This window comes from Arthrobacter sp. LFS091, assembly GCF_047977885.1.
Lineage (GTDB): Bacteria > Actinomycetota > Actinomycetes > Actinomycetales > Micrococcaceae > Arthrobacter.
On the sequence record NZ_JBFPFP010000009.1, the window covers coordinates 55,761 to 77,216 of the forward strand.

Below are 21,456 nucleotides of genomic sequence, written 5' to 3' on the forward strand. Positions count from 1 at the left end.
TGCAACAACGCAGGATTCTACAAACTATGGTGAACTAGGCCAGTATGGGCACCAGCCCAATGACACATTTTTTCTGTAGGAGCACCGTGCCCAGCAAGGCAAAAACCGGCAAGAAACTCGTGATTGTGGAGTCTCCAGCCAAAAGCAAGACCATCGCCAAGTATCTTGGCGAGGGCTTCATCGTCGAGGCTTCGATCGGCCATATCCGTGACCTCCCGCAGCCCTCTGACCTGCCTGCAGAACTGAAGAAGACCTCGCTGGGCAAGTTCGCCGTCGACGTCGAAAACGACTTCAAGCCGTACTACGTTGTTTCCCCGGACAAAAAGAAAAAGGTCGCAGAGCTCAAGGCGCAGCTGAAAGACGCTGACGCGCTTTACCTCGCAACCGATGGGGACCGCGAAGGCGAAGCCATCGCGTGGCACCTCCTGGAGGTCCTGAAGCCCAAGGTTCCCGTTTACCGCATGACCTTCGGCGAAATCACCAAGGAAGCCATCCACCGCGCCATGGACAACCTGCGCGACGTCGATACGGCTTTGGTGGATGCCCAGGAGACGCGTCGAATCCTTGACCGCCTCTACGGCTACGAAATCTCCCCGGTCCTGTGGCGGAAGGTGGCCCGCGGGCTTTCGGCCGGCCGTGTGCAGTCCGTGGTCACCCGCATGGTGGTTGACCGCGAACGTGAACGCATGGCCTTCCGTGCAGCGTCGTACTGGGACCTCACTGGTCAGTTCGGTGCGGATTCCGGCTCTTTCAAGGCCAAGCTCGCCGCAGTGGATGGCTCAAAGGTAGCCAGTGGCCGTGACTTCAATGACAACGGCCAACTCACCTCCTCCAATGTGGTGCACCTCAACGAGGAACTCGCCACGTCACTGGCGTCCGGCCTGGAAAACGCGGACTTCCGTGTTCGTTCGGTAGATACCAAGCCGTATACCCGCAGGCCGGCCGCGCCGTTCACCACGTCCACCTTGCAGCAGGAAGCCGGCCGTAAACTGCGCTTCTCGTCCAAGAGCACCATGCAGGTTGCCCAGCGCCTGTATGAAAACGGCTACATCACTTATATGCGTACGGATTCGTCGGCTTTGAGCGACGAAGCCCTGACAGCGTCCCGGCGCCAGGCAGCTGAGCTTTACGGCCCCGAGTACGTGCCGCAGAGCCCCCGCGTCTATGCCAACAAGGCCGCCAACGCCCAGGAAGCGCACGAAGCCATCCGACCTGCCGGTGACTCCTTCCGGACTCCGGCCCAGGTTGCCAAGCAACTCAGTGGTGACGAGTTCCGCCTGTACGAGCTCATCTGGAAGCGCACTGTTGCCTCCCAGATGGCCGATGCGAAGGGCTCCACGGCCACGATCCGCCTCGGTGCGGTTGCAGCTGACGGCAGGGACGCGGAATTCTCCGCCTCCGGCACGGTCATCACCTTCCCCGGCTTCCTGGCCGCCTACGAAGAGGGCAAGGACGAAAGCCGCGGAGACGACGAGTCCGATGAGGCCCGGCGCCTGCCGAACGTCGCCAAGGGTGACGCCCTGACCGCCTCGGACATCCTGGCCGTGGGCCACGAAACCTCACCGCCGCCGCGCTACACCGAAGCGTCACTGACTGCGGAGCTGGAAAAGCGGGGCATCGGACGGCCTTCTACCTACGCCTCCACCATCTCCACCATCCAGGACCGCGGCTATGTCCGGAAGCAGGGCTCCGCCTTGGTCCCGAGCTGGATTGCGTTCTCTGTGATCCGCTTGCTGGAGCAGCACTTCACCGATTATGTGGACTATGAGTTCACGGCGGACATGGAAGGCGACCTGGACAAGATCGCCAATGGCCAGGCCGCAGGAACCGCCTGGCTTAAGCACTTCTACTACGGCGAAGACGCTGATCCCGGCCTGTTGAGCATCGTGAACAACCTCGGTGAAATCGATGCCCGCGAGATCAACTCGGTGCCGATCGCAGAGGGCATTACGCTGCGGGTGGGCAAGTTCGGGCCGTACCTGGAAAGCTCCATTCCCACCGTGGATGAGAAGACCGGCGAAGTAGTGGAGTCCGCCAGGGCGAATGTTCCTGAGGAACTGGCTCCGGACGAGCTCACCGCAGCCAAAGCCAAAGAGCTCATGGAAACGGCAGCCCCGGAGGAACGCGTCCTGGGCACGGATCCGCACACCGGCCACACGATTGTGGCAAAGAACGGGCGCTACGGCGCGTACGTCACCGAGATCATCCCCGAGATGACCGAGGAACAACTGGCCAACCAGCCCGTGGAGTACTACAAGAACGGCAAGCCCAAGCCGCCGAAGAAGCCCGTAAAGGCCAAGCCCCGCACAGGTTCGCTGTTCAAGTCCATGACAGTGGACACTGTCACCCTGGACGAGGCCCTGCAGCTCATGAGCCTTCCCCGGGTCCTGGGCGAGGACGCCGACGGCAACCCCATCACCGTTCAGAACGGCCGTTTTGGTCCCTACCTGAAAAAGGGTACCGACTCACGTTCCATCGGATCGGAAGAGGAAATCTTCACGATCACCCTGGAACAGGCGCTGGAAATCTACTCGCAGCCCAAACAACGTGGCGCACGGGCAGCCGTGCCGCCTCTTGCCGAGTTCGGTCCTGACCCGGTGTCGGAGAAGAACATCGTGGTGAAGGAGGGCCGTTTCGGGCCCTACATCACCGACGGCGTCACGAACATTACGGTCCCCCGCTCAACGTCCCTTGAGGAACTGACCCGGGAGCGCGCCGTCGAGCTTTTGGCTGAAAAGCGGGCCAAGGGTCCGGTCAAGCGGACCACCACCCGGAAGGCGCCGGCACGTAAGGCCGCAGCCAAGAAGTAACAGCTGCGACGGCCGGGACAGCATGAGCGAATTGCGTCCCGGCCGGCATCGTGGTCGAGTAGAACCATGACTGAACAGACCGTTTCCCCGGACAACGAACCCTTGAACGACCTTGAGGCGAAGCTCGCCATGGCCGAACAACCGGACGCGAACCCGGTGGACGTCATCCTCGCCTTCCTGAACAACGAGGTTTACCTCGTCAGCTCGGAAGCCGTGGACGGCCCTGATTCCTCGGTGGAGCCACTGGTGCTGTCCAACGCTGATGGCCAGCCCGTCCTGGCGGTGTTCAGCCACCCCAGCCGCGTCGACGAACGCTTCCTTGAAGCAGCCCCGCACGTCCTGGGCACCATGGGTTCAGCCATTCTCGGCAACATCGGTGATGAGCTGGGCATGGTCATCAATCCTGGCAGCGAGTTTGGCTTCGAAATCGATCCGGAAGGCATCGCGAACATCCGCCGCGACTTCAAGCGCGCTGATGAAGCCGGCGAGCCCACCGAATAGCGGCCAACCAGATCCCCGAATGCGAAACGACGTCCACAAATTGCTTTGCGGCCTTCGAATCGGGGAATAATGGCAGAATGCGTCTTGGCGTTCTCGACATCGGGTCCAACACCGTCCATCTCCTGCTGGTGGATGCTCATCCCGGCGCGCGCCCGGTAGCTTTCGCTTCCCATAAGCGCCCCCTGTCATTGGTGCAATACCTCGACGGCGACGGAAACATCACCGATGCCGGACAGCATGAGCTCATTGAGTTCGTGTTGGAGGCCTGGGAGTTCGCCGCCACGCACAAGGCCGAGGACCTCCTGGCCTTCTGTACCTCCGCCATCCGCGAGGCCACGAACGGTCCGGAGGTCCTGGCAAGGGTCAAACACGAGACCACCGTGACCCTGCAGGAACTCACGGGCAGCGAGGAAGCGTCCATGACGTTCTTCGCTGTTCGCCGCTGGTACGGTTGGGGCGCTGGGCCCGTCCTGGACCTGGACATCGGCGGCGGTTCGTTTGAAATGGCATATGGAACAGACGAGCTCCCTGAATTCGCCACGTCCGTCCCGTTGGGCGCCAGCCGCCTGACGCGCGATTGGCTCCATGACGATCCCCCCACGGCCAAGAGCGTCAAGGAGCTGCGGCGCTATATCCGTTCCACGTTGAAACCGGTGGTCCGTCAATTCGACGACCTCGGGCGGGCCAACCTGGTTGCCGGCACGTCCAAGACGTTCCGTTCACTGGCACGGATCGCGGGGGCAGCGCCCAGCGCGGCAGGCCCCTATGTGAAACGCGAACTGCATGCGGCTGATCTGGGGCTGTGGGCACAACGCATTTCGGCCATGACAGTGGAGGACAGGCTGTACCTTCCCGGAGTATCGGACGCCCGGGCACCCCAGTTGTTGGCCGGCGCCCTGGTTGCCGAGGCGGCCTTGGAGCTCTTTGAGTTCCCCAGTATGGTGATCTGCCCCTGGGCCCTGCGCGAAGGCCTGATCCTTCGCCGCCTGGACCAGCTGGTGTTCGAGGACGCCCTGGATCCTGCGCCGCACGTGGGCAAGCGCAAGAAGGACAAATCCAAGAAGAAGTCCAAAGAAAGTGGCAAGACCACGGACATTGACGAGCCTCACCCGGTCAAGGAATTCCCGGTCCCGGTAAACACACCATCCCCATCACCCATCCCAGCCCCTGTGGCAGGCGGGCTGGCCTCCTGAGATGAGTAACGACGTCGAACCTGAAGTGAATGACCGCCAGATCCCGGTGGCGCTGTCCAGTGCGTCCGTTTATCCGCTGAGCGTCCACGACGCCTTTGCCGTGGCCCAGGACCTGGGGTACGAGGGCGTGGAGGTGATGGTTACCAACAACGCGGTGAGCCAAAACCCCGACGCCCTCATCCAGCTGAGCCACCGTTATCACCAGAAGATCGTTTCCATCCACGCACCCACCCTGTTGTTGACGCAGCAGGTCTGGGGTTCGGCGTGGAGCAAGATCGAGAAATCGTGCCAGATGGCAGCGGAGGTTGATTGCGACACCGTGGTGGTGCACCCGCCATTCCGCTGGCAGTCCAATTACGCGGAGAACTTCGTGGAGGGCGTCCGGGAAATGGCCGAAACGTACCAGGTGCGGATCGCCGTGGAGAACATGTACCCATGGCGGGTGCGCGGCCGTGAAGCTGTGGCGTACCTGCCGCACTGGGACCCGCTGGGCCAGGATTACGACGACGTCACGTGGGACTTCTCGCATGCTGCCACTGCCGGGGCCAACAGTCTGGAAGCCATCAAGGCACTGGGAAGCAAGCTGCGCCACGTGCACCTGACCGATGGGTCGGGCTCCGGGAAGGACGAACACCTGGTGCCGGGCATGGGCACGCAGCAGTGCGCGGATTCGCTGCAGTATTTGGCGGCTTCCGGATTCGACGGCGTGGTGGTGGCCGAGATTTCCACCCGTAAAGCAAAGGTAGCGGGGGAGCGCGAGGAAATGTTGGCGGAAACCCTGCGCTTCGCCCGGCAGCACCTCAGCGTTCCGCTGGTACGCAGCTCCGACCAGTAACGGCGTCGGGCTTTCCCGTTCTTGTTCGCCAGCCCCGCCGTACTACGGCCCGGCAGGCGGACGAGGGCGGGATTCTGCTGCTTAAAGGCGAAAGCACCGGCGGCCGAATCGGGAAATGGGGGAAAACCCGCCCGGCCACCGGTGCTTGTGGCGGACATCCCCATGCCCGCCTCATCACTCGCACCCTCAATGAGGTAATAACTACGTTAGGCACCGAGCATGAGTGCTGCCTGCAATAACCTTGGGAGCAAGCTGGGAATGTTCAACCCGTTAGACCCCGTCGGATGCCAACTGCAATGATGGAGCCATGAGCAACCGAATCGCATTCCTTGGCTGTGGATCCATGAACGAGGCAATCCTGGGCGGTCTCCTGGCCGCGGGGGCGGACCCGTCCGACATTGTTGCCACCGTCCGTCGTGCGGAACGCGCGGACGAGTTGGCCCAGCGCCATGGCGTTATGGCCATCGCCGGCGAAGAAGACCCGGATAACAACAAAGTGGCCACCAAAGGCGCCGGAATGGTCATCCTGGGCGTCAAACCGGTTGGCATCCTGGACCTGGCCCGCGAGATCAGCCCAGCACTGGCGAAGGACACCTTGGTGGTCAGCGTCGCTGCGGCTGTCTCCATTGCACAACTCGAAGCCGCTCTGCCTGAGGGGCAGCCGGTCATCCGCACGATGCCCAACACGCCTGCCAGGCTCGGCCGTGGCGTTGTCTCCGTATCGCCCGGGACGCATTGCACCCCGGAGCAACTGGAGCAGGCCAAGAAGGCCCTGGCCGGGGCCGGCACGGTGGTGGAAATCCCCGAAGAGCAGGTTGACGCGCTCTCGGCCATCAGCGGTTCCGGACCCGCCTACGCGTTCTACCTGGCTGAGGCCATGGCTGCAGCCGGCGTCGAGCTGGGCCTGGACCGGGAGCTGTCCGTCATGCTGGCCCGCGAAACAGTGGCCGGCGCCGGCTTCATGTTGGCTGAGCCAGGCGCGGACCCCACGCAGCTGAGGGTTGCTGTGACCAGCCCCAACGGAACCACCGAGCGGGCCATCATGGCTTTTGACGACGGCGGCATCCCCAAGATCATCGCCGACGGTGCCCGCGCCGCAGCAGCCCGGGCGGCAGAGATCACCAAGCAGCTCGGCTGATTCCTAGGGACGCGCGGCGAAGCGCTCCAGCAGGTCCACGTGTCCGGACACGATCAACATGTCGTGGCCGGACACTTTGGTTTCCGGCCGGGCATAGGTAAAGTCTTCGCCCGGGGTTTTGACGCCCACAATGGTCACGCCGTACTTGGAGCGGACCTTGGATTCCTCCAAGGTGAAGCCCACTGTTTCCTTGGGCGGGTACATCTTGACGATCGCATAGTCGTCGTCGAACTCGATGAAGTCCAGCATGCGGCCGGACACCAGGTGGGCGGCGCGTACTCCGGCGTCGGCTTCGGGGTAGATCACGTGGTTGGCGCCGATCCGGGTCAGGATCTTGCCGTGCGAGGGCGTGATGGCCTTGACCCACAGGTGCTGGATGCCCAGGTCCACCAGGTTCACGGTGATCAGCACCGAGGATTCAATGGACGTACCTACACCCACCACGGCAGAGCTGAACTCTTGTGCGCCGAGTTGGCGCAGGGCGTCGATGTTGGTGGCGTCGGCTTCGACCACGTGTGTCAGGACCGGTGCCCATTTCTGGACGAGGGTCCTGTCGCGCTCGATCGCAAGGACTTCGCGGCCCTGCTTGACCAGTTGCTCGGCCGTTGCTGAGCCGAACCGGCCCAGGCCGATGACCAGCACTGGGGCGTTGTGGGCGGGGCGGTTGGCGGCCCCAGTGGTACTAGCCAATGATTGGCCTCTCTTCCGGATAGTGGAACAACTGGCTGCGCTGGCGTAAGGCCAACCCGGCGGCAAGGGTAACGGTGCCGACGCGTCCGGCGAACATCAGCACTGTAAGGACGTAAACGCCCGACGGCGGCAGCTCGGCGCTGAGGTTGGTGCTCAGTCCCACGGTGGCAAAGGCTGAGATGGATTCGAAGAGCACCCTGTCCAGCGAGGCTCCGCTGATGGAGAGCAACAAAAATGCTGCCACGGATACCAGGGTGGCGCCAGCGACGATCACGGAGATGGCCACGCGCATGGTTCCTTGGGGAATGGTGCGGCCATAGACCTTCACGTCGGCGTCACCGCGGGCTTCGGCCATGATGGCGAGGAACATGACCGCAATGGTGGTCACCTTGATGCCGCCTGCGGTGGAAGCCGAGCCGCCGCCTGCGAACATGAGGGCATCGGTGAGGAGCATGGTGGTGGATTCCATGTGGTTTTGGTCCACCAGGTTGAAGCCGCCCGAACGGGTCATGACGGAGGCAAACAGCGAATGGGTGATCTTGTCGCCGAGGTTCATGTTGGCGATGGTCCGCACGTTGTCCCACTCCATGAGGCCCCAGAGAACTGTCCCGGCCGCCAGCAGGATGAAGGAGACCTGGATGGTCAGCTTGGTGTGGAGGTTCCACTTCTTCCAGTTGAGCCCGTTCTGCTGCAGAACCATCACCACGGGGAAGCCCAGGCTGCCAAGGAAAACGCCCAGCATGAGGGGGATGAGGATCCAGAGGTCGGTCTCGTAGGGAACAATGCCGTCGGAGTGTGGCGTGAAACCGGCGTTGTTGAAGGAAGAAATCGAATAGAAGACGCCGTGCCAGACGGCCTGCCAGAAATCCTCGCCGAGCATGATGAAGCGCGGGATCAAGGCCAACGCCAGGGCTCCCTCAATGACCACGGACGTCACAATGACGATCCGGAGGAGGGTACCCACTTCACCGAGGCGGCCCGCGTTGTTCATGGCTTCCTGGGCAATGAGTTTCCCGCGGACGCCCAGCCGCTTGCTGACCATCAGGGCCAGGAGCGAGGCGAGGGTCAGGGTGCCCAAGCCACCAACGAAGATGCCAACCAGGATGACCAGCTGCCCAAAGAACGTCCAGTGGGCTGCGGTGGAAACCACGGTCAGCCCGGTGACGCAAACGCTGGAGACCGCGGTGAACATGGCTTGGTGCAAGGGTGTGACGGTACCGCTGGTCGAAGCGGCGGGCAGGGACAGCAAACCCGTGAAGACAAGGATCACCACCGCGAACACGGTCAGCGCCAGTCGGGCCGGTGAGGTGTTGGCAATGTTGTCGATGAAGTCGCGCACCCGGGTGAAGATCCACAGACCTTCCCGCTCCGGCTGGTTGGGTTGCCAGTTGGTCGGGCTGGTGGACCGCGACTGGCTTTGAGACATGGCGCTCTTCCTCGGTTGAAACAAGCTTTCCTGAGTAGTAAACCACTATTCCTGCGGCGTAACCGGGCGCTGGGCCCCGCCAGCCTCAGGTAGCCTGTTCTGGATGAACTCCGGGCTTGGAACAACTGCTTCCAGCATTACGCGCTCCGCACTGCCAACGACGGTGGTGTGGGACCCAGCCATGACCGCCTACAACTTCGGCCCCGGCCATCCCATGGCGCCGCAGCGGCTCGAGCTGACGGCGCGGCTGGCGGGTTCCCTGGGGCTATTCGACCACCAGCACGTGGCCGTCGAGGCACCCGCGGTGGCCACCGACGTCGAGCTTTACAGTGTTCACAGCCGCGAGTATGTGGAAGCTGTGCGCCGCGTCTCCGCGGACCCCACCCGCCCCGAGGAGAGCCGCGGCCTTGGCACGGAGGATGATCCCGCCTTTGCCGGTATGCATGAAGCCAGCGCGCGCCTCGCCGGCGGTTCCCTGCTGGCGGCGGACACCATCCTGTCCGGTCGCGCCGTTCGGGCCGTGAACTTCAGCGGCGGCATGCACCATGCGGCCCGGGAGCGGGCCAGCGGATTCTGTGTCTACAACGACGTCGCCATGGCTATCCAAAGACTGCTCGACGGCGGTGTGCAGCGGATCGTCAGCATCGACGTGGATGCGCATCACGGCGACGGGACGCAGAGCATCTTCTGGAACGACCCCCGGGTCATGACCATCTCGCTCCACGAAACCGGCCTGACACTTTTCCCCGGGACAGGATTCGCCAACGAGACCGGCGGCCCGGAGGCACCCGGAACGGCAGTCAATGTTGCCCTTCCCACGTTCACCGGTGACGCTGCCTGGTTGCGGGCTTTCCACGCGGTGGTGCCCCAATTGGTGGGGGCTTTCAAACCCGAAGTGATCGTGAGCCAGCACGGCTGCGATTCGCACCGGGACGACCCCCTGACGCACCTGACCCTCAGCGTCGACGGACAGCGCGAGGCCGCGTCCGCCGTCGGGAGCCTCGCCGCCCGCTACTGCGACAACCGCTGGATCGCCACCGGTGGAGGCGGCTACGACGTTACGGGTGTGGTGCCGAGGGCGTGGAGCCACCTGATCGGCATGGTGACCCAACGGCCGGTCCCGCTGAGCACGCCCGTCCCCGAAGCATGGCGCACATACGTGAAGGAAACGTATGGAGTCTGGGCGCCGGAGAAGATGGGCGACGACGTCGACGTGTGGTGGCGCTCGTGGGAGGTCGGCTACGACCCGGCCGATGATGTTGATCGGACGGTCATCGCCACCCGCAAGGAGATTTTCCCGTTGTACGGACTGGACCCCTGGTTCGATTGATCCCCTGCGGGGCAGCGCCCGCGCGGCAACGCGTTTTGCAGGCCGCATCACAACGACATAGGGATGCCTTTTGGCGTATATGTCGCTAGTGTGGGAGGCATGGTGACTGACGACGTATTTGCCGTCATAGCTGAGGCAACCAGGCGCGACATCCTGGTCTCCCTCCGCTCTGGGGATAAAGCTGTAGGCGAACTGGTGGAAGAACTGGCTGCAAGCCAGCCCACTATCTCCAAGCATTTGAAAGTGCTCCGCGAGGCGGACCTCGTCAGCATGCGCGCCCAGGGCCAGAAGCGGTTTTACGCCCTGAATCCCAAGCCGCTCGCCGGTGTGGTGAGTTGGCTGGAAACGTTCGACGTCGGACCCGCGGCTCCGGCCGCCGTCGCGCCTTCCACCGAGGTGGCCGCCGCTGCGCCGGACGCCGCCCCTGAAGAGGCCCCTACCCGTACGGACGCAGTCGGCCAGGCCGTAAAAGTCCATGCCAGTGCGACTCCGGTTTCCTTGGACCTGACGTCCGACGACACTGTTCCCCAGCAGATTGGCCGTACTGTCGGGCGGGCTGCGACGAAAGCCGCCGACCTCCTCGCCAATCTCCCGAACCTCCCCAACCTGCCCAAATTCGGTCGCAAGCGGTAATAGAACTCACGCCAAAGTGATTCCGCTCACATTGTGAGCCTATGTTCACTTCCGGTTTCCTTGTGTTTTCAACGATTTTCTACAGTTGTGTTAACTCCCCACTGAGGGTCATATACGCCCCGGATGGAGATCCCACCTCCTCGGGTGCAACCATGGGCGGGACTGATCGTCCCGCCGCTGGCCGGCGTACTGAGGATAGGAAGACGCATGGATTCAAGGCTCGAGGCTGTCCGGGACACCGTGTTGGCGCGGAACCCGGGGGAGAAGGAATTCCACCAGGCCGTCATTGAGGTCTTTGAAAGCCTCGGTCCTGTGCACGACCGTCACCCTGAGTTCCTTGAGGGCGCTGTCCTGGAGCGCCTGTGTGAGCCTGAACGCCAGATCATCTTCCGCGTTCCGTGGACCGACGATGCCGGCCGCGTGCACGTGAACCGTGGCTTCCGGGTCGAGTTCAACTCCGCGCTGGGTCCCTACAAGGGCGGCCTCCGCTTCCACCCGTCCGTGTACTTGGGAATCGTCAAGTTCCTCGGCTTCGAGCAGATCTTCAAGAACGCGCTCACCGGCATGCCGATCGGCGGAGGCAAGGGCGGCTCGGATTTCGATCCCCGTGGGCGTTCCGACGCGGAAATCATGCGCTTCTGCCAGTCCTTCATGACCGAGTTGTACCGCCACATCGGTGAATACACCGACGTTCCCGCCGGCGATATTGGCGTGGGCGGCAGGGAAATCGGCTACCTCTTCGGGCAGTACAAGCGCATCACCAACCGGTACGAATCCGGCGTGCTCACGGGCAAGGGCATCTCCTGGGGTGGCTCCCTGGTCCGGCCCGAAGCCACCGGCTACGGCACAGTGATCTTCGCCCAGGAGATGCTCAAGACCCGGGGACAGTCCTTCGATGGCCAGCGCGTTGTGGTCTCCGGTTCGGGCAATGTGGCCATCCACGCGATCGCCAAGGCACAATCCCTCGGTGCCACTGTGGTGGCCTGTTCCGACTCCGCCGGTTACATCGTGGACGAAGCCGGGATCGACGTCGCGCTGTTGAGCCAGGTCAAGGAAGTCGAGCGCGGCCGCCTGACCGATTACGCCGCCCGCCGCCCCGGCTCCAACCACGTGGCCGGTGGTTCGGTGTGGGATGTCACCGGCACCGTTGCGTTGCCATGTGCCACGCAGAACGAGCTCGACGGCGATGCTGCCGCCAAGCTGGTCAGCAACGGACTCATCGCGGTGGCTGAAGGCGCCAACATGCCCTCCACCCGCTCGGCCGTGTCGGTCTTCCAGGAGGCCGGGATCCTCTTCGGCCCGGGTAAGGCTGCCAACGCTGGTGGCGTGGCAACCTCTGCACTGGAAATGCAGCAGAACGCCAGCCGCGACTCGTGGTCCTTTGAGTACACTGAACAGCGCCTGACCGAGATTATGGTGGGCATCCACGACCGCTGCGCGGCAACGGCCGACGAATATGGTGCGCCCGGAAACTACGTGGTGGGCGCCAACATCGGCGGCTTCGTCAAGGTAGCCGACGCGATGCTGGCGCAGGGCCTGATCTAGCGCCCCCCTGGTTGGGTGCGGCTAGCGCTGCAGCAGGCGGACGTGGTCCGGGTTCAGGTCGGCCACCTTGCTGACGCCCAGTAGTGCCATGGTGCGGGTCATGTCCTTTTCGAGGATCTGGATGGTGCGGTCCACGCCTTCGCGGCCCCCGGCCATGAGGCCGTAGAGGTAGGCGCGGCCAATCAGGGCGAAGTCCGCGCCCAACGCCAGGGCTGCCACGATGTCTGCGCCACTCATGATGCCCGTGTCCAGGATGACCGCGGCCTGGCTGTTGTCGGCCTTCAGCGCCGATGTCACCTCGGGCAGCAGGTGGAAGGGGATCGGGGCGCGGTCCAGTTGGCGGCCGCCATGGTTGGACAGGATGATGCCGTCGGCGCCATGGTCAACCACGCGGCGGGCGTCTTCGACCGTCTGGATGCCCTTGACCACCAGCTTGCCCTTCCAGGTTTCGCGCAGCCAGTCGAGGTCCTCGTAGGTGAGGGTGGGGTCAAACATGGAGTTGATCAGGTCCGCCACCGTGCCCGTGTAGCGGGAGAGCGAGGCAAACGTCAGGGGCTCGTGCGTGAGGAAGTTGAACCACCAGGCCGGACGGTAGGACGCGTCAAGAACGGTCTTGAGGGTCAATGCCGGCGGAATGGTCATGCCGTTGCGGACATCGCGCAGGCGGGCTCCGGCTACTGCGGTGTCCACGGTGACCATGAGGGTGTCGTTGCCGGCCTTCGCGGCCCGCTCAATGAGTTCCAGCGAGCGGTCGCGGTCCGTCCACAGGTACAACTGGAACCAGTTTCGGCCGTTCGGCGCGGCAGTGGCGACGTCCTCGATGGACGCTGTGCCCATGGTGGACAGGGTGTAGGGAATGCCTGCGGCTTCGGCTGCCTGTGAGCCGGCGTATTCGCCTTCGGACTGCATCATGCGGGTAAAGCCGGTGGGTGCGATGCCGAACGGGAGCCGCGATTCCTTGCCCAGGATGTCGGTGCGTAGATCGATCCTCGATACATCGCGCAGGATGCCCGGGCGGAACTCGATGTCCTGGAAGGCTTGGCGGGCCCGGCGCAGGGTGATTTCTTCTTCGGCTGCGCCATCGGTGTAGTCGAACGGTGCTTGAGGGGTGCGGCGCTTGGCAATGTCACGCAGCTCCCAGATGGTGCTGGCGCGCTTGAGGCGTGCGGTTTTGCTGAACTCCGGCTTCTTGAACTGCATCAGCGGCGCCAGGTCTGAGACCTTGGGTATGCGGCGCTTGAGGGCAGGGGGCTGCACGACGGCGGGTCGCGGCTGGGGTGGTCGGGTCACGTTTTCGTCGCTGCCGGCGTTGGCGGGGGCGGCCGTGAGCTTGGGATCCAGTGTCTCGGTCATGAGGTTCTCCCTTGAAAGTCTGTGGTCTAACCACACTGTAATCCATGTGGTTGGACCACATCAACTAGTATTTCGGATATGCGTACGCACGAGTTGGTCCTGCAGTGGATCGAGAAGCAGCTGTCTGACGGAGACCTCACCCTCGGAGGCCGGCTCCCTGGCGAGCGTGCCATGGCCGAGCAGCTCCAGGTTTCGCGGACATCCGTGCGGGAGGCCGTGAGGATCCTTGAGGCAATGGGGGTGGTCCGCGCTGGCGTGGGTTCGGGCAAGGATGCCGGGACGGTGGTGATCGCGGAGCCGGGGTCCGCCCTGGGCTCAACCCTCCGGCTGCATGTGGCCACCCGCCACCTTCCGGTGGCCGACATCGTGGAGACCCGCGTGCTGCTGGAATCCTGGGCGGCCGAACGGGCCCAGGTCGGCGTTCCCGCTTTGGAGGAAGCTGCCGCGCTGCTGGACCAAATGGATGAGGCCTCGGACATCGACACGTTCCTTGCACTCGACGCCCGGTTCCACGTGGCGCTAGCCCAGGCTGCGGGCAACTCGGTGGTCAGCGCCATGATGGCCTCGCTGAGGGGCGCAATCGAGAACTACGCAAGCACTTTGACGGAAAACCTGCCCGACTGGAACGCGACTTCCACCAGGCTTCGCGCCGAACATCGCGCCATCCTGAACGCCGTGAACAACAACGAAGGCGGCAAGGCGGCCCAGCTTGTGGCGGCCCACATCCAGGGCTTCTACACGGAGGCCGGAGTGGGCGCGGGAGTCCCCCGGATCTAGAGCAACGCGGGGTCACTTAGGGCCCATGATGACCCTCAGGATGGGCCGTAAGTGACCCCGCGTTGCTTTAAGAGGCGGGCTTGAGGGCGGGAGCCGCGGTACTCTTGCGGATCTCCATCCTGGGCGAGAACTCATCCTGCGCCTGGGTGGCAGCCTCCCCGGCTTGTTGGATCTGTTCGCGCATGCGCCGCCAAGCCAGGCTTCCGAGCTCGTTGATGGGCACCGCTGCCGTGGTCAGTGGGGGAGTGGTGTATTTCGCGAACGGGATGTCATCGAAGCCGGTCACGGAGATGTCTTCGGGCACGCGCACTCCGCGTTCGTGGAGGCCGCTGAGCAGCCCCATGGCAACGAGGTCGTTAAAGGCCAAAATTCCCGTGGCACCGCTGGCGATGATGGCTTCGGTGGATTCGTGGCCGGAATCGAAGTTGGAGCCGCCGTCGAGCATTTGCAGTTCTATGTCCGGGTGCCCGGTGCGGAACTGGTCAAGCCCTGCCAGGCGTTGGCGGTTTGAGGCGCTGTGCTCGGGGCCGGAGAGGAACGCCAGGCGTTGGTGGCCCAGGGAGACCAAATGCTGGGCCAATTCCTGGATCCCTTGGCCGTAGTCCACGCTCAAACTGGGCGTATTGGTGGCCACGGTGGTTCGGTTGATGAGTACCAGCGGATGCAGGGTGGGAGCGAGTTCCTCAAGTTCGGCATCCGACATTCGGGGTGCGCAGAGGACCACGCCGTCGCAGCGCCGCCGAGCCTCGCCGGCAAGGATCGCTTCCTCGCTGGTGACTTCGGAGGAGTCGGCGATGAGGACGCGATACCCGTCCTGCGCGGCTGCGATGCTGAGCCCGCGAAGGATGGCCTGGAATGTGGGGTTGGCCAGGTCCGGAACCACAATGCCGATGGTGTCTGTCTTGCCCAGCGCAAGGCTGCGGCCTACCGGGTTTGGTTGGTACTTCAGTTCGGCCGCGGCGGCCCGGACGCGCGCGGCGATTCCAGGGTCCACGGCAGCGTTACCGTTCATGACGCGTGACACGGTGGCGTGCGAGACGCCCGCCTTCTCCGCGACGTCGGCGATCCCGACGCGCCTGTTGGTGTTCCTGCGTGCCATGTGGCCCCTTCCCATTGGCCGCCTCCCGTTTGCTCCGTCGTTGGAGCAATGGTTGACGTGACCACCAGAGTCTTGATACAAAGCTTATAACGCTCTGAGAAAACGCTTTCTCATGATTCTTCCCATACGAAGCCGGGCCGTCAAGCGGTTCACTCCTGCTCTTTGAAAGGGGCATCCACATGGTCAACGTCGACTCAGCCGAGACCCAGACCGCACCTGGCGCAACTACAGCCCAGGACGAAAGCCCCCAGCGAACCCGGATTGCCCTCATCGGCACCGGAGGCCGCTCCGAGATGTACATCCGGGCCATCTACGGGCAGCACGCGGACGTCGCTGAACTTATTGCCCTATCCGACGTCAACCAGGGCCGCGTGCAGTTCTACCAGGACCTCATCAAGGAGCTCGGCGGCGCAGAGCCCGTGGCTTCCTTCGAGCCCGGACAGCTCACCAGCTTCATCCAAGCCAACGGCATCGAGCGCGTCATCGTCACCACGCCCGACTACACCCACGCGGACTACATTGTGGAGGCACTCGAGGCGGGCGCCGACGTCGTGGTTGAAAAGCCCCTGACCATCGACGTCGAGGGTTGCCGCCGTATTACGGAGGCCGTGGCCAAGACCGGCCGCAACGTGGTAGTCACGTTCAACTACCGCTACTCGCCGCGCAACAGTGCGCTGAAAGAAGTCATCCAGAACGGGGTCATCGGCAAAGTCACCTCCATCGACTTCAGCTGGGTCCTGGACACCGTGCACGGCGCTGACTACTTCCGCCGCTGGCACCGAGAAAAGAAGAACTCCGGCGGCCTGCTCATCCACAAGGCTTCGCACCACTTTGACCTGGTCAACTGGTGGATCAACGATGTTCCGGAGCGCGTTTTTGCCTCCGGTGGCCTGCGCTTTTACGGCGACGAGAACGCAGCAGAGCGTGGCTTGGGAGCCCGTCCGGAGCGCGGCACCGTTGATGGCCTTGAGCACGATCCCTTCCGCCTGGACATGCGCGAGGACGAGCGCCTGAAGGCTTTGTATTACGACAACGAGAAGTTCGACGGCTACCTCCGCGACCAGGACGTCTTCACCGAAGGAATCACCATTGAGGACAACCTCGCGCTGGTGGTGGACTACCAGGGTGGACCCACGCTGAGCTACTCGCTGAACGCCCACAGCCCGTGGGAAGGCTACCGCGTCACCGTCAACGGCACCGAGGGCCGGGCTGAGCTTGAGGTGGTGGAACGCGCCGCCGTCGAATCCAGTACCGACAAGAAGACCGTGGTGGACCCGAGCGCCACACCGATCGAGGAAGAGGACGCTGTGCGCCGCAACGGCGAACGCCTGGTGGTCCAGCGGCACTGGGAAGCGGCCTACGAAGTCCCGATCATCAACGGCGAAGGGGGCCACGGCGGCGGCGACAACCTCCTGCTCTCCGACCTCTTCAACGGCCCCGGCATTGACCCGCTGGGCCGCCCGTCCGGCTACATCGACGGACTCCGCTCCGTGTCGGTGGGCATCGCCGGCAACCAGTCCCTTGAGACCGACCTTCCCGTCCGCATCAGCGAACTTGGCCTCGGCGCCGACCTCAGCCGTAGCCAGGGCTGACCGGTTCACTACCCACGCAAGGAACACAGAATGAGCAGGATTTTCATCACCGGCGGCTCCGGCCGGCTTGGCCGCAGCGTTGTGGCCGGCCTCGCCGGGGCCGGCCACACGGTGATCTCAGTTGACCGGGACGCCGTCCCGGCGGAGCATCTGCCGGCTGGCGCTGAGCAATACACCGCAGACTTGCTGGCGCCGGGGGAGGCGGAACGCCTCATCCGCGAAACAGCGCCCGACGCCGTGATCCACCTCGCTGCTATTGCCGTACCTTTCAGCGCACCCGAGGACGTCATCTTCAGCACCAACACCCGGCTCGCGTACGCGGTCATCAGCGCAGCCACCGACGCAGGCGTTCCGAAGATCGTGACGGCGTCCAGCCCCACCGCCCTGGGCTACGGTTCACCGGCCGGATGGCTGCCGCCGTCGTTCCCTTTGGACGAGCAGACGCCGCCCAAGCCATGGAACGCCTATGCGCTGTCCAAGCTGATCGCCGAACAAACCGTACAGATGTTTGCGGCCGCCCAGGGCGAGAAGGTCAGGTATGCGGCCTTCCGTCCGTGCTACGTGATTTCCCCCGAAGAGTGGGAAGGTGCCCTGACGCAGCAGGGGCACACGGTCCGCGAACGCCTGGACAATCCCGCCCTCTCGGCGCCCGCGCAGTTCAACTACGTGGATGCCCGGGACGTGGCCGACTTCCTGGACGTGCTTCTGGACAAGATGGACTCGATCCCGAACGGCGAGGTGTTCTTTGTTGGCGCGAAGGATGCGTTGGCCACCGCGCCCCTCGCAGAGCTCTTCCCACGCTTCCTCCCCGGCAGCGGCCCGTTGACCGAAGACCTTACCGGGACCAGCCCGGCGTTCTCGATCGACAAGGCCCGCGAACTCCTCGGCTGGGAGCCCAAGCGCACGTGGCGGACCGAACTCACTCCGCCCTACGAGGGCCCGGACACCGCAGCATCCGAACAAGCAGCACTCAATGACGAGATCCACGCCGGCCTGGTCCCGGCGGGAGCAACCAAGGAGACACCATGAACTTCGACGGCGTACTGTTCTTCCCCGTCACTCCCTTCGCTGAAGACGGCACCGTAGACGTGGCCTTGCTGAAGGAGCACATCACCTCCCGCCTTCCCTTCGGCCCCGGTGGCGTTTTCCCGGCCTGCGGCACCGGCGAATTCCATGCGCTCTCCCTTGACGAGATCCGCACGGTGGTCACTGCCGCCGTCGAGGCCGTTGCAGGTGCCGTGCCGGTAGTTTCCGGTGCCGGTGGTCCGCTGGGCCACGCCATCGCGGCAGCCAAGGTGGCCGAGGAAGCCGGTGCGGATGCGCTCCTGGTGCTCCCGCCGTACCTGGTCACCGGGCCCACCGATGGCGTGGTGGCGTACGTCGAAGCCATCGCCGCGGCGAGCAGCCTTCCGGTGATCGTGTACCACCGCGGCACCGCCAAATTCACTGCCGAAGCCATCACCCGCCTGACCGCCAACCCGAAGGTGGTTGGCTTCAAGGACGGAATCGGCGACGTCGGCTTGGCCCAGGAAATCGTCTCGGCCATCAACGCGAGCGGACGCAAGGACTTCGCACTCTTCAACGGCCTGCTGACGGCCGAACTGACCCAGGGCGCCTACCGGGGTCTCGGCATTCCCCTGTACTCCTCGGCCGCTTTCGCCATGGCACCGGAGATCGCCAAGGCCTATTACGACGCCTACGTTTCCGGTGACGAAGAACGACGCCACGCGTTGCTCGAGGGCTTCTATGCGCCGCTGGTCCGTCTCCGTGACCAGACTCCGGGCTTCGGCGTCTCCCTCATCAAGGCCGGACTTCGCCTCGCCGGATTGCCGGTCGGCCGCGTCCGCCCGCCGCTGGTTGACCCCTCCGAGGAACAGCTCCTGGAGCTCAAATCCATCCTGGCCAAGGGCCACGAGCTGGCCGGCAGCTGATGGCGGCCCGCATCACGGGCCTGGCCACCCGGCTGATCACGGTCCCGCTGCTGCGCAGCTGGGGTGCAGAGGCGCCAGAGAACCACGTGATCGTCACCGAACTGACTACGGACGACGGCGGCACGGGCCATGGTTTCTCGTGGACACCTACCATCGGTCCCCAGGCGGTCAAGGCCCTCCTGGACCACGACATCGCACCGTTCATTGTTGGTTTGGAAGCGAACGCGGACATTGTCTGGGATCAGCTGTGGAAGCGGCTGCACGAAGCCGGCGGGGGAGGCCTGACCACCATCGCCATGGCCGGTGTGGACCTTGCCCTGTGGGACCTGAAAGCGCGGCAGGCAGGGACCTCTGTCACCGGTCTCCTGGGCCAGCGCCGGGAATCGGTGGAGGTTTATGGCTCCGGAGTGAACCTGCACTACACCGTGGAGCAACTCGTGGAGCAAGCGCACCGCTGGGTTGCCGCCGGGCACAACGCGGTGAAGATCAAGGTGGGCAAACCCGAACTGAGGGAAGACGCCGAGCGCGTCGCCGCCGTTCGGAAGGTCATTGGCCCGGACCGGTTGCTCATGGTCGACGCCAACCAGCGTTGGGACCTGGCCCATACCTTCCGTGCCTTGGATGTTTTGGGGGAGTACGGACTGGAATGGCTGGAAGAACCGATCCGCGCCGACGACCTCTGGGCCTACCGCCGCCTGCGCAAGCAGTCACCGGTGCCCATCGCCCTGGGCGAGAACGTCCACACCATCTACCGCTTCCGCGATTTCATCGAAGCCGAAGCGGTAGACATCATCCAGCCCAACATTGTCCGGGTGGGTGGCATTACACCGTTCCGCAGGATTGTCGAACTGGCCAGGGCCAACAGCATCAGGGTGGCGCCGCACCTGCTCCCGGAGCTTTCCGGACAGCTTGCCCTCACCCTGGCCGAAGCCGTGAGCGTGGAGGACGTGGAGGACGCCTCGTTCGGTCAACTCGGGATCCTCGCCGGGCCCTCCCCGGTACGTCTCCACAACAGCAGGCTCAGCAGTGCCGGCCGCATCGGGCTCGGCTTCGACTTCGCCGGGCAGCATTCGCAGCACCTAAAAGTGCCAGCCCCTGAAAGCAAAGGAAACCGCATTGAGTACAGCAACTCTTGACCTGACCGCCATCACGGACGCCGCAACCGCAGCGTTCAAGGTGACCTCAACGGCAAGTGACGCCGAACGCGCGGCCTGGCTGACCGCCGTCGCCGACGCTTTGGACGCCAACGTCACCGAGCTGGTGGCCATCGCCGATTCAGAGACAAGCCTGGGCACCGTCCGGCTCACCGGCGAGGTAGCGAGGACCAGCGGACAGCTCAGGTTGTTCGCCACAGTGATCACCGAGGGCTCCTACCTTGAGGCCGTCATCGATCACGCCGACCCGACGGCCACCCCGCCCAAGCCCGACCTTCGCCGCATCCTGCGTCCGATCGGACCGGTGGCGGTGTTCTCGGCGTCGAACTTTCCGTTCGCCTTCTCCGTGGCGGGAGGCGACACCGCGTCCGCACTGGCCGTCGGCTGCCCGGTGATCGTCAAGGCCCACTCAGGTCACTTGCGCCTGAGCGAGCGGACCGCGGAGATCGTCACGGAAGCCCTGGCCAAGGCCGGGGCCCCGGACGGCATCTTCGCACTGGTCAGTGGCCGCGAGGCCGGAACAGCCCTCGTCCAGGATCCGGCCATCAAAGCGGTGGGATTCACCGGCTCCATTCCCGGTGGCCGGGCACTGTTCGACCTCGCCACGTCCCGCCCGGAACCCATCCCGTTCTACGGTGAGCTGGGCAGCCTGAACCCGGTGGTCATCACCGCGGATGCCCTGGCCGAGCGTGGCCAGCAGCTCGCAGCGGGCTTGGCCGGTTCCTTCACCATGGGCGCGGGCCAGTTCTGCACCAAGCCCGGACTGGTCTTTATCCCTGCAGGCACCGATTTCGCGTCACAACTGGCCGAGGCGAGCAAGGACAAGCCCACGGCTGCCATGCTTACCGAGCGCATCGCCGAGGCTTACCCGGACGGGCTGCGCAGCGTCGCAGACCAACCGGGTGTCGCCGTCGTCAGTGGCACGGTCCAGCAGGACAGCCTGGCCGACGGTGCCGCGCCCGTGGTGTTCTCCACCAGTGCCGCCAACGTACTGGAACGCCCGGATGAACTGCTGGAAGAGTGCTTCGGCCCCACCACCCTGCTCATCGAATATGCGAACCAAGAGGAGCTGTCGGCAGCCCTCGCGAAGGTGCCGGGGAGCCTCACCGGCACGGTGCACGCCCAGCCCGGCGAGGATGTCTCCGGCTTGGTAGAGCAGCTCAGCACCCTGGCCGGCCGGGTCCTGTTCGATGGCTGGCCTACCGGTGTCGCCGTGAACTGGGCCCAACAGCACGGTGGCCCGTACCCGGCCACGACGTCGTTGTTCACCTCAGTGGGTGCCACCGCTGTGCGCCGTTTCCAGCGCCCGGTGGCCTACCAGGATGCGCCTGAGAGCGTGCTGCACCCAGCCCTGCACGACGCCAACCCGCTTGGTATCCCGCGTCGCGTGGACGGTGTGCTCACCCTGGTTGGCTAGGCACACGCAGAAGGGGCGGGTCACTGTGATGG

18 protein-coding genes are annotated in these 21,456 nt (G+C 64.3%); 14 read left to right on the forward strand and 4 right to left on the reverse strand.

From position 1 onward, the window contains the following. Positions 1–86: 86 nt before the first annotated feature. From topA to proC, 5 genes are all read left to right on the forward strand, one after another. Positions 87–2,810 carry a type I DNA topoisomerase gene (topA, locus tag ACNQOP_RS17335; RefSeq protein ID WP_284986273.1) on the forward strand — a complete coding sequence of 908 codons (2,724 nt, stop codon included), beginning with the start codon at positions 87–89 and terminating at the stop codon, positions 2,808–2,810. 66 nt (positions 2,811–2,876) lie between these two features. Beyond that, a complete protein-coding gene (locus tag ACNQOP_RS17340) occupies positions 2,877–3,311 on the forward strand; it encodes an SseB family protein (protein ID WP_235517396.1) in 435 nt (144 codons plus the stop codon). Between the two features lie 77 nt (positions 3,312–3,388). Continuing rightward, positions 3,389–4,504 carry a Ppx/GppA phosphatase family protein gene (locus ACNQOP_RS17345; RefSeq protein ID WP_416405256.1) on the forward strand — a complete coding sequence of 372 codons (1,116 nt, stop codon included), beginning with the start codon at positions 3,389–3,391 and terminating at the stop codon, positions 4,502–4,504. A gap of 1 nt (position 4,505) precedes the next feature. After that, a complete protein-coding gene (locus ACNQOP_RS17350; RefSeq protein ID WP_235517394.1) occupies positions 4,506–5,339 on the forward strand; it encodes a sugar phosphate isomerase/epimerase family protein in 834 nt (277 codons plus the stop codon). Between the two features lie 307 nt (positions 5,340–5,646). After that, positions 5,647–6,477 carry a pyrroline-5-carboxylate reductase gene (proC, locus tag ACNQOP_RS17355; protein WP_235517393.1) on the forward strand — a complete coding sequence of 277 codons (831 nt, stop codon included), beginning with the start codon at positions 5,647–5,649 and terminating at the stop codon, positions 6,475–6,477. 3 nt (positions 6,478–6,480) lie between these two features. On the opposite strand, the gene ACNQOP_RS17360 is transcribed toward proC, so the two are convergent. Both ACNQOP_RS17360 and ACNQOP_RS17365 read right to left on the reverse strand, forming a co-directional pair. Continuing rightward, positions 6,481–7,119, reverse strand: coding sequence for a potassium channel family protein (locus ACNQOP_RS17360; protein ID WP_011775951.1), 639 nt, complete (start codon positions 7,117–7,119; stop codon positions 6,481–6,483). Positions 7,120–7,159: 40 nt separating this feature from the next. Further along, positions 7,160–8,593 (reverse strand): TrkH family potassium uptake protein, encoded by a 1,434-nt coding sequence (locus ACNQOP_RS17365; protein ID WP_416405257.1) that lies wholly within the window; start codon positions 8,591–8,593, stop codon positions 7,160–7,162. 103 nt (positions 8,594–8,696) lie between these two features. Here ACNQOP_RS17365 and ACNQOP_RS17370 point away from each other — a divergent pair, with 103 nt between their 5' ends. The 3 genes from ACNQOP_RS17370 to gdhA all read left to right on the forward strand — a co-directional run bounded on the left by ACNQOP_RS17370 (position 8,697) and on the right by gdhA (position 12,101). Beyond that, the gene (locus ACNQOP_RS17370; protein WP_257370914.1) at positions 8,697–9,923 is read left to right on the forward strand and encodes an acetoin utilization protein AcuC; all 1,227 of its coding nucleotides are present in this window, start codon (positions 8,697–8,699) and stop codon (positions 9,921–9,923) included. A gap of 99 nt (positions 9,924–10,022) precedes the next feature. Beyond that, positions 10,023–10,556 carry an ArsR/SmtB family transcription factor gene (locus ACNQOP_RS17375; RefSeq protein ID WP_257370912.1) on the forward strand — a complete coding sequence of 178 codons (534 nt, stop codon included), beginning with the start codon at positions 10,023–10,025 and terminating at the stop codon, positions 10,554–10,556. A gap of 207 nt (positions 10,557–10,763) precedes the next feature. Beyond that, positions 10,764–12,101, forward strand: a complete 1,338-nt coding sequence (gene gdhA / locus ACNQOP_RS17380) for an NADP-specific glutamate dehydrogenase (RefSeq protein WP_416405258.1) — start codon at positions 10,764–10,766, stop codon at positions 12,099–12,101. A gap of 21 nt (positions 12,102–12,122) precedes the next feature. Here the strand turns inward: gdhA and ACNQOP_RS17385 are convergent, their stop codons facing one another. After that, the gene (locus ACNQOP_RS17385) at positions 12,123–13,454 is read right to left on the reverse strand and encodes an alpha-hydroxy acid oxidase (protein WP_306673122.1); all 1,332 of its coding nucleotides are present in this window, start codon (positions 13,452–13,454) and stop codon (positions 12,123–12,125) included. 78 nt (positions 13,455–13,532) lie between these two features. Between ACNQOP_RS17385 and ACNQOP_RS17390 the strand changes: the two genes are divergently transcribed. Continuing rightward, positions 13,533–14,231, forward strand: a complete 699-nt coding sequence (locus ACNQOP_RS17390) for a FadR/GntR family transcriptional regulator (RefSeq protein WP_416405259.1) — start codon at positions 13,533–13,535, stop codon at positions 14,229–14,231. A 67-nt stretch (positions 14,232–14,298) separates the two neighbouring features. On the opposite strand, the gene ACNQOP_RS17395 is transcribed toward ACNQOP_RS17390, so the two are convergent. Then, positions 14,299–15,330: a LacI family DNA-binding transcriptional regulator gene (locus ACNQOP_RS17395; RefSeq protein WP_257370909.1), complete on the reverse strand. Its 1,032-nt coding sequence runs from the start codon at positions 15,328–15,330 to the stop codon at positions 14,299–14,301. A 179-nt stretch (positions 15,331–15,509) separates the two neighbouring features. Between ACNQOP_RS17395 and ACNQOP_RS17400 the strand changes: the two genes are divergently transcribed. Genes ACNQOP_RS17400 through ACNQOP_RS17420 form a run of 5 tightly spaced genes read left to right on the forward strand, consistent with a single transcriptional unit; the run spans position 15,510 to position 21,424 of the window. Beyond that, positions 15,510–16,922 carry a Gfo/Idh/MocA family protein gene (locus tag ACNQOP_RS17400; protein WP_416405260.1) on the forward strand — a complete coding sequence of 471 codons (1,413 nt, stop codon included), beginning with the start codon at positions 15,510–15,512 and terminating at the stop codon, positions 16,920–16,922. A 30-nt stretch (positions 16,923–16,952) separates the two neighbouring features. After that, positions 16,953–17,951 (forward strand): NAD-dependent epimerase/dehydratase family protein, encoded by a 999-nt coding sequence (locus ACNQOP_RS17405; protein ID WP_416405261.1) that lies wholly within the window; start codon positions 16,953–16,955, stop codon positions 17,949–17,951. Further along, positions 17,948–18,853: a 5-dehydro-4-deoxyglucarate dehydratase gene (locus tag ACNQOP_RS17410; protein ID WP_416405262.1), complete on the forward strand. Its 906-nt coding sequence runs from the start codon at positions 17,948–17,950 to the stop codon at positions 18,851–18,853. The genes ACNQOP_RS17405 and ACNQOP_RS17410 overlap by 4 nt, the downstream gene beginning before the upstream one ends. Continuing rightward, positions 18,853–19,989, forward strand: a complete 1,137-nt coding sequence (locus tag ACNQOP_RS17415) for a mandelate racemase/muconate lactonizing enzyme family protein (RefSeq protein WP_416405263.1) — start codon at positions 18,853–18,855, stop codon at positions 19,987–19,989. The genes ACNQOP_RS17410 and ACNQOP_RS17415 overlap by 1 nt, the downstream gene beginning before the upstream one ends. Next, positions 19,970–21,424 (forward strand): aldehyde dehydrogenase (NADP(+)), encoded by a 1,455-nt coding sequence (locus tag ACNQOP_RS17420; RefSeq protein WP_416405264.1) that lies wholly within the window; start codon positions 19,970–19,972, stop codon positions 21,422–21,424. The genes ACNQOP_RS17415 and ACNQOP_RS17420 overlap by 20 nt, the downstream gene beginning before the upstream one ends. Positions 21,425–21,456 lie beyond the last annotated feature (32 nt).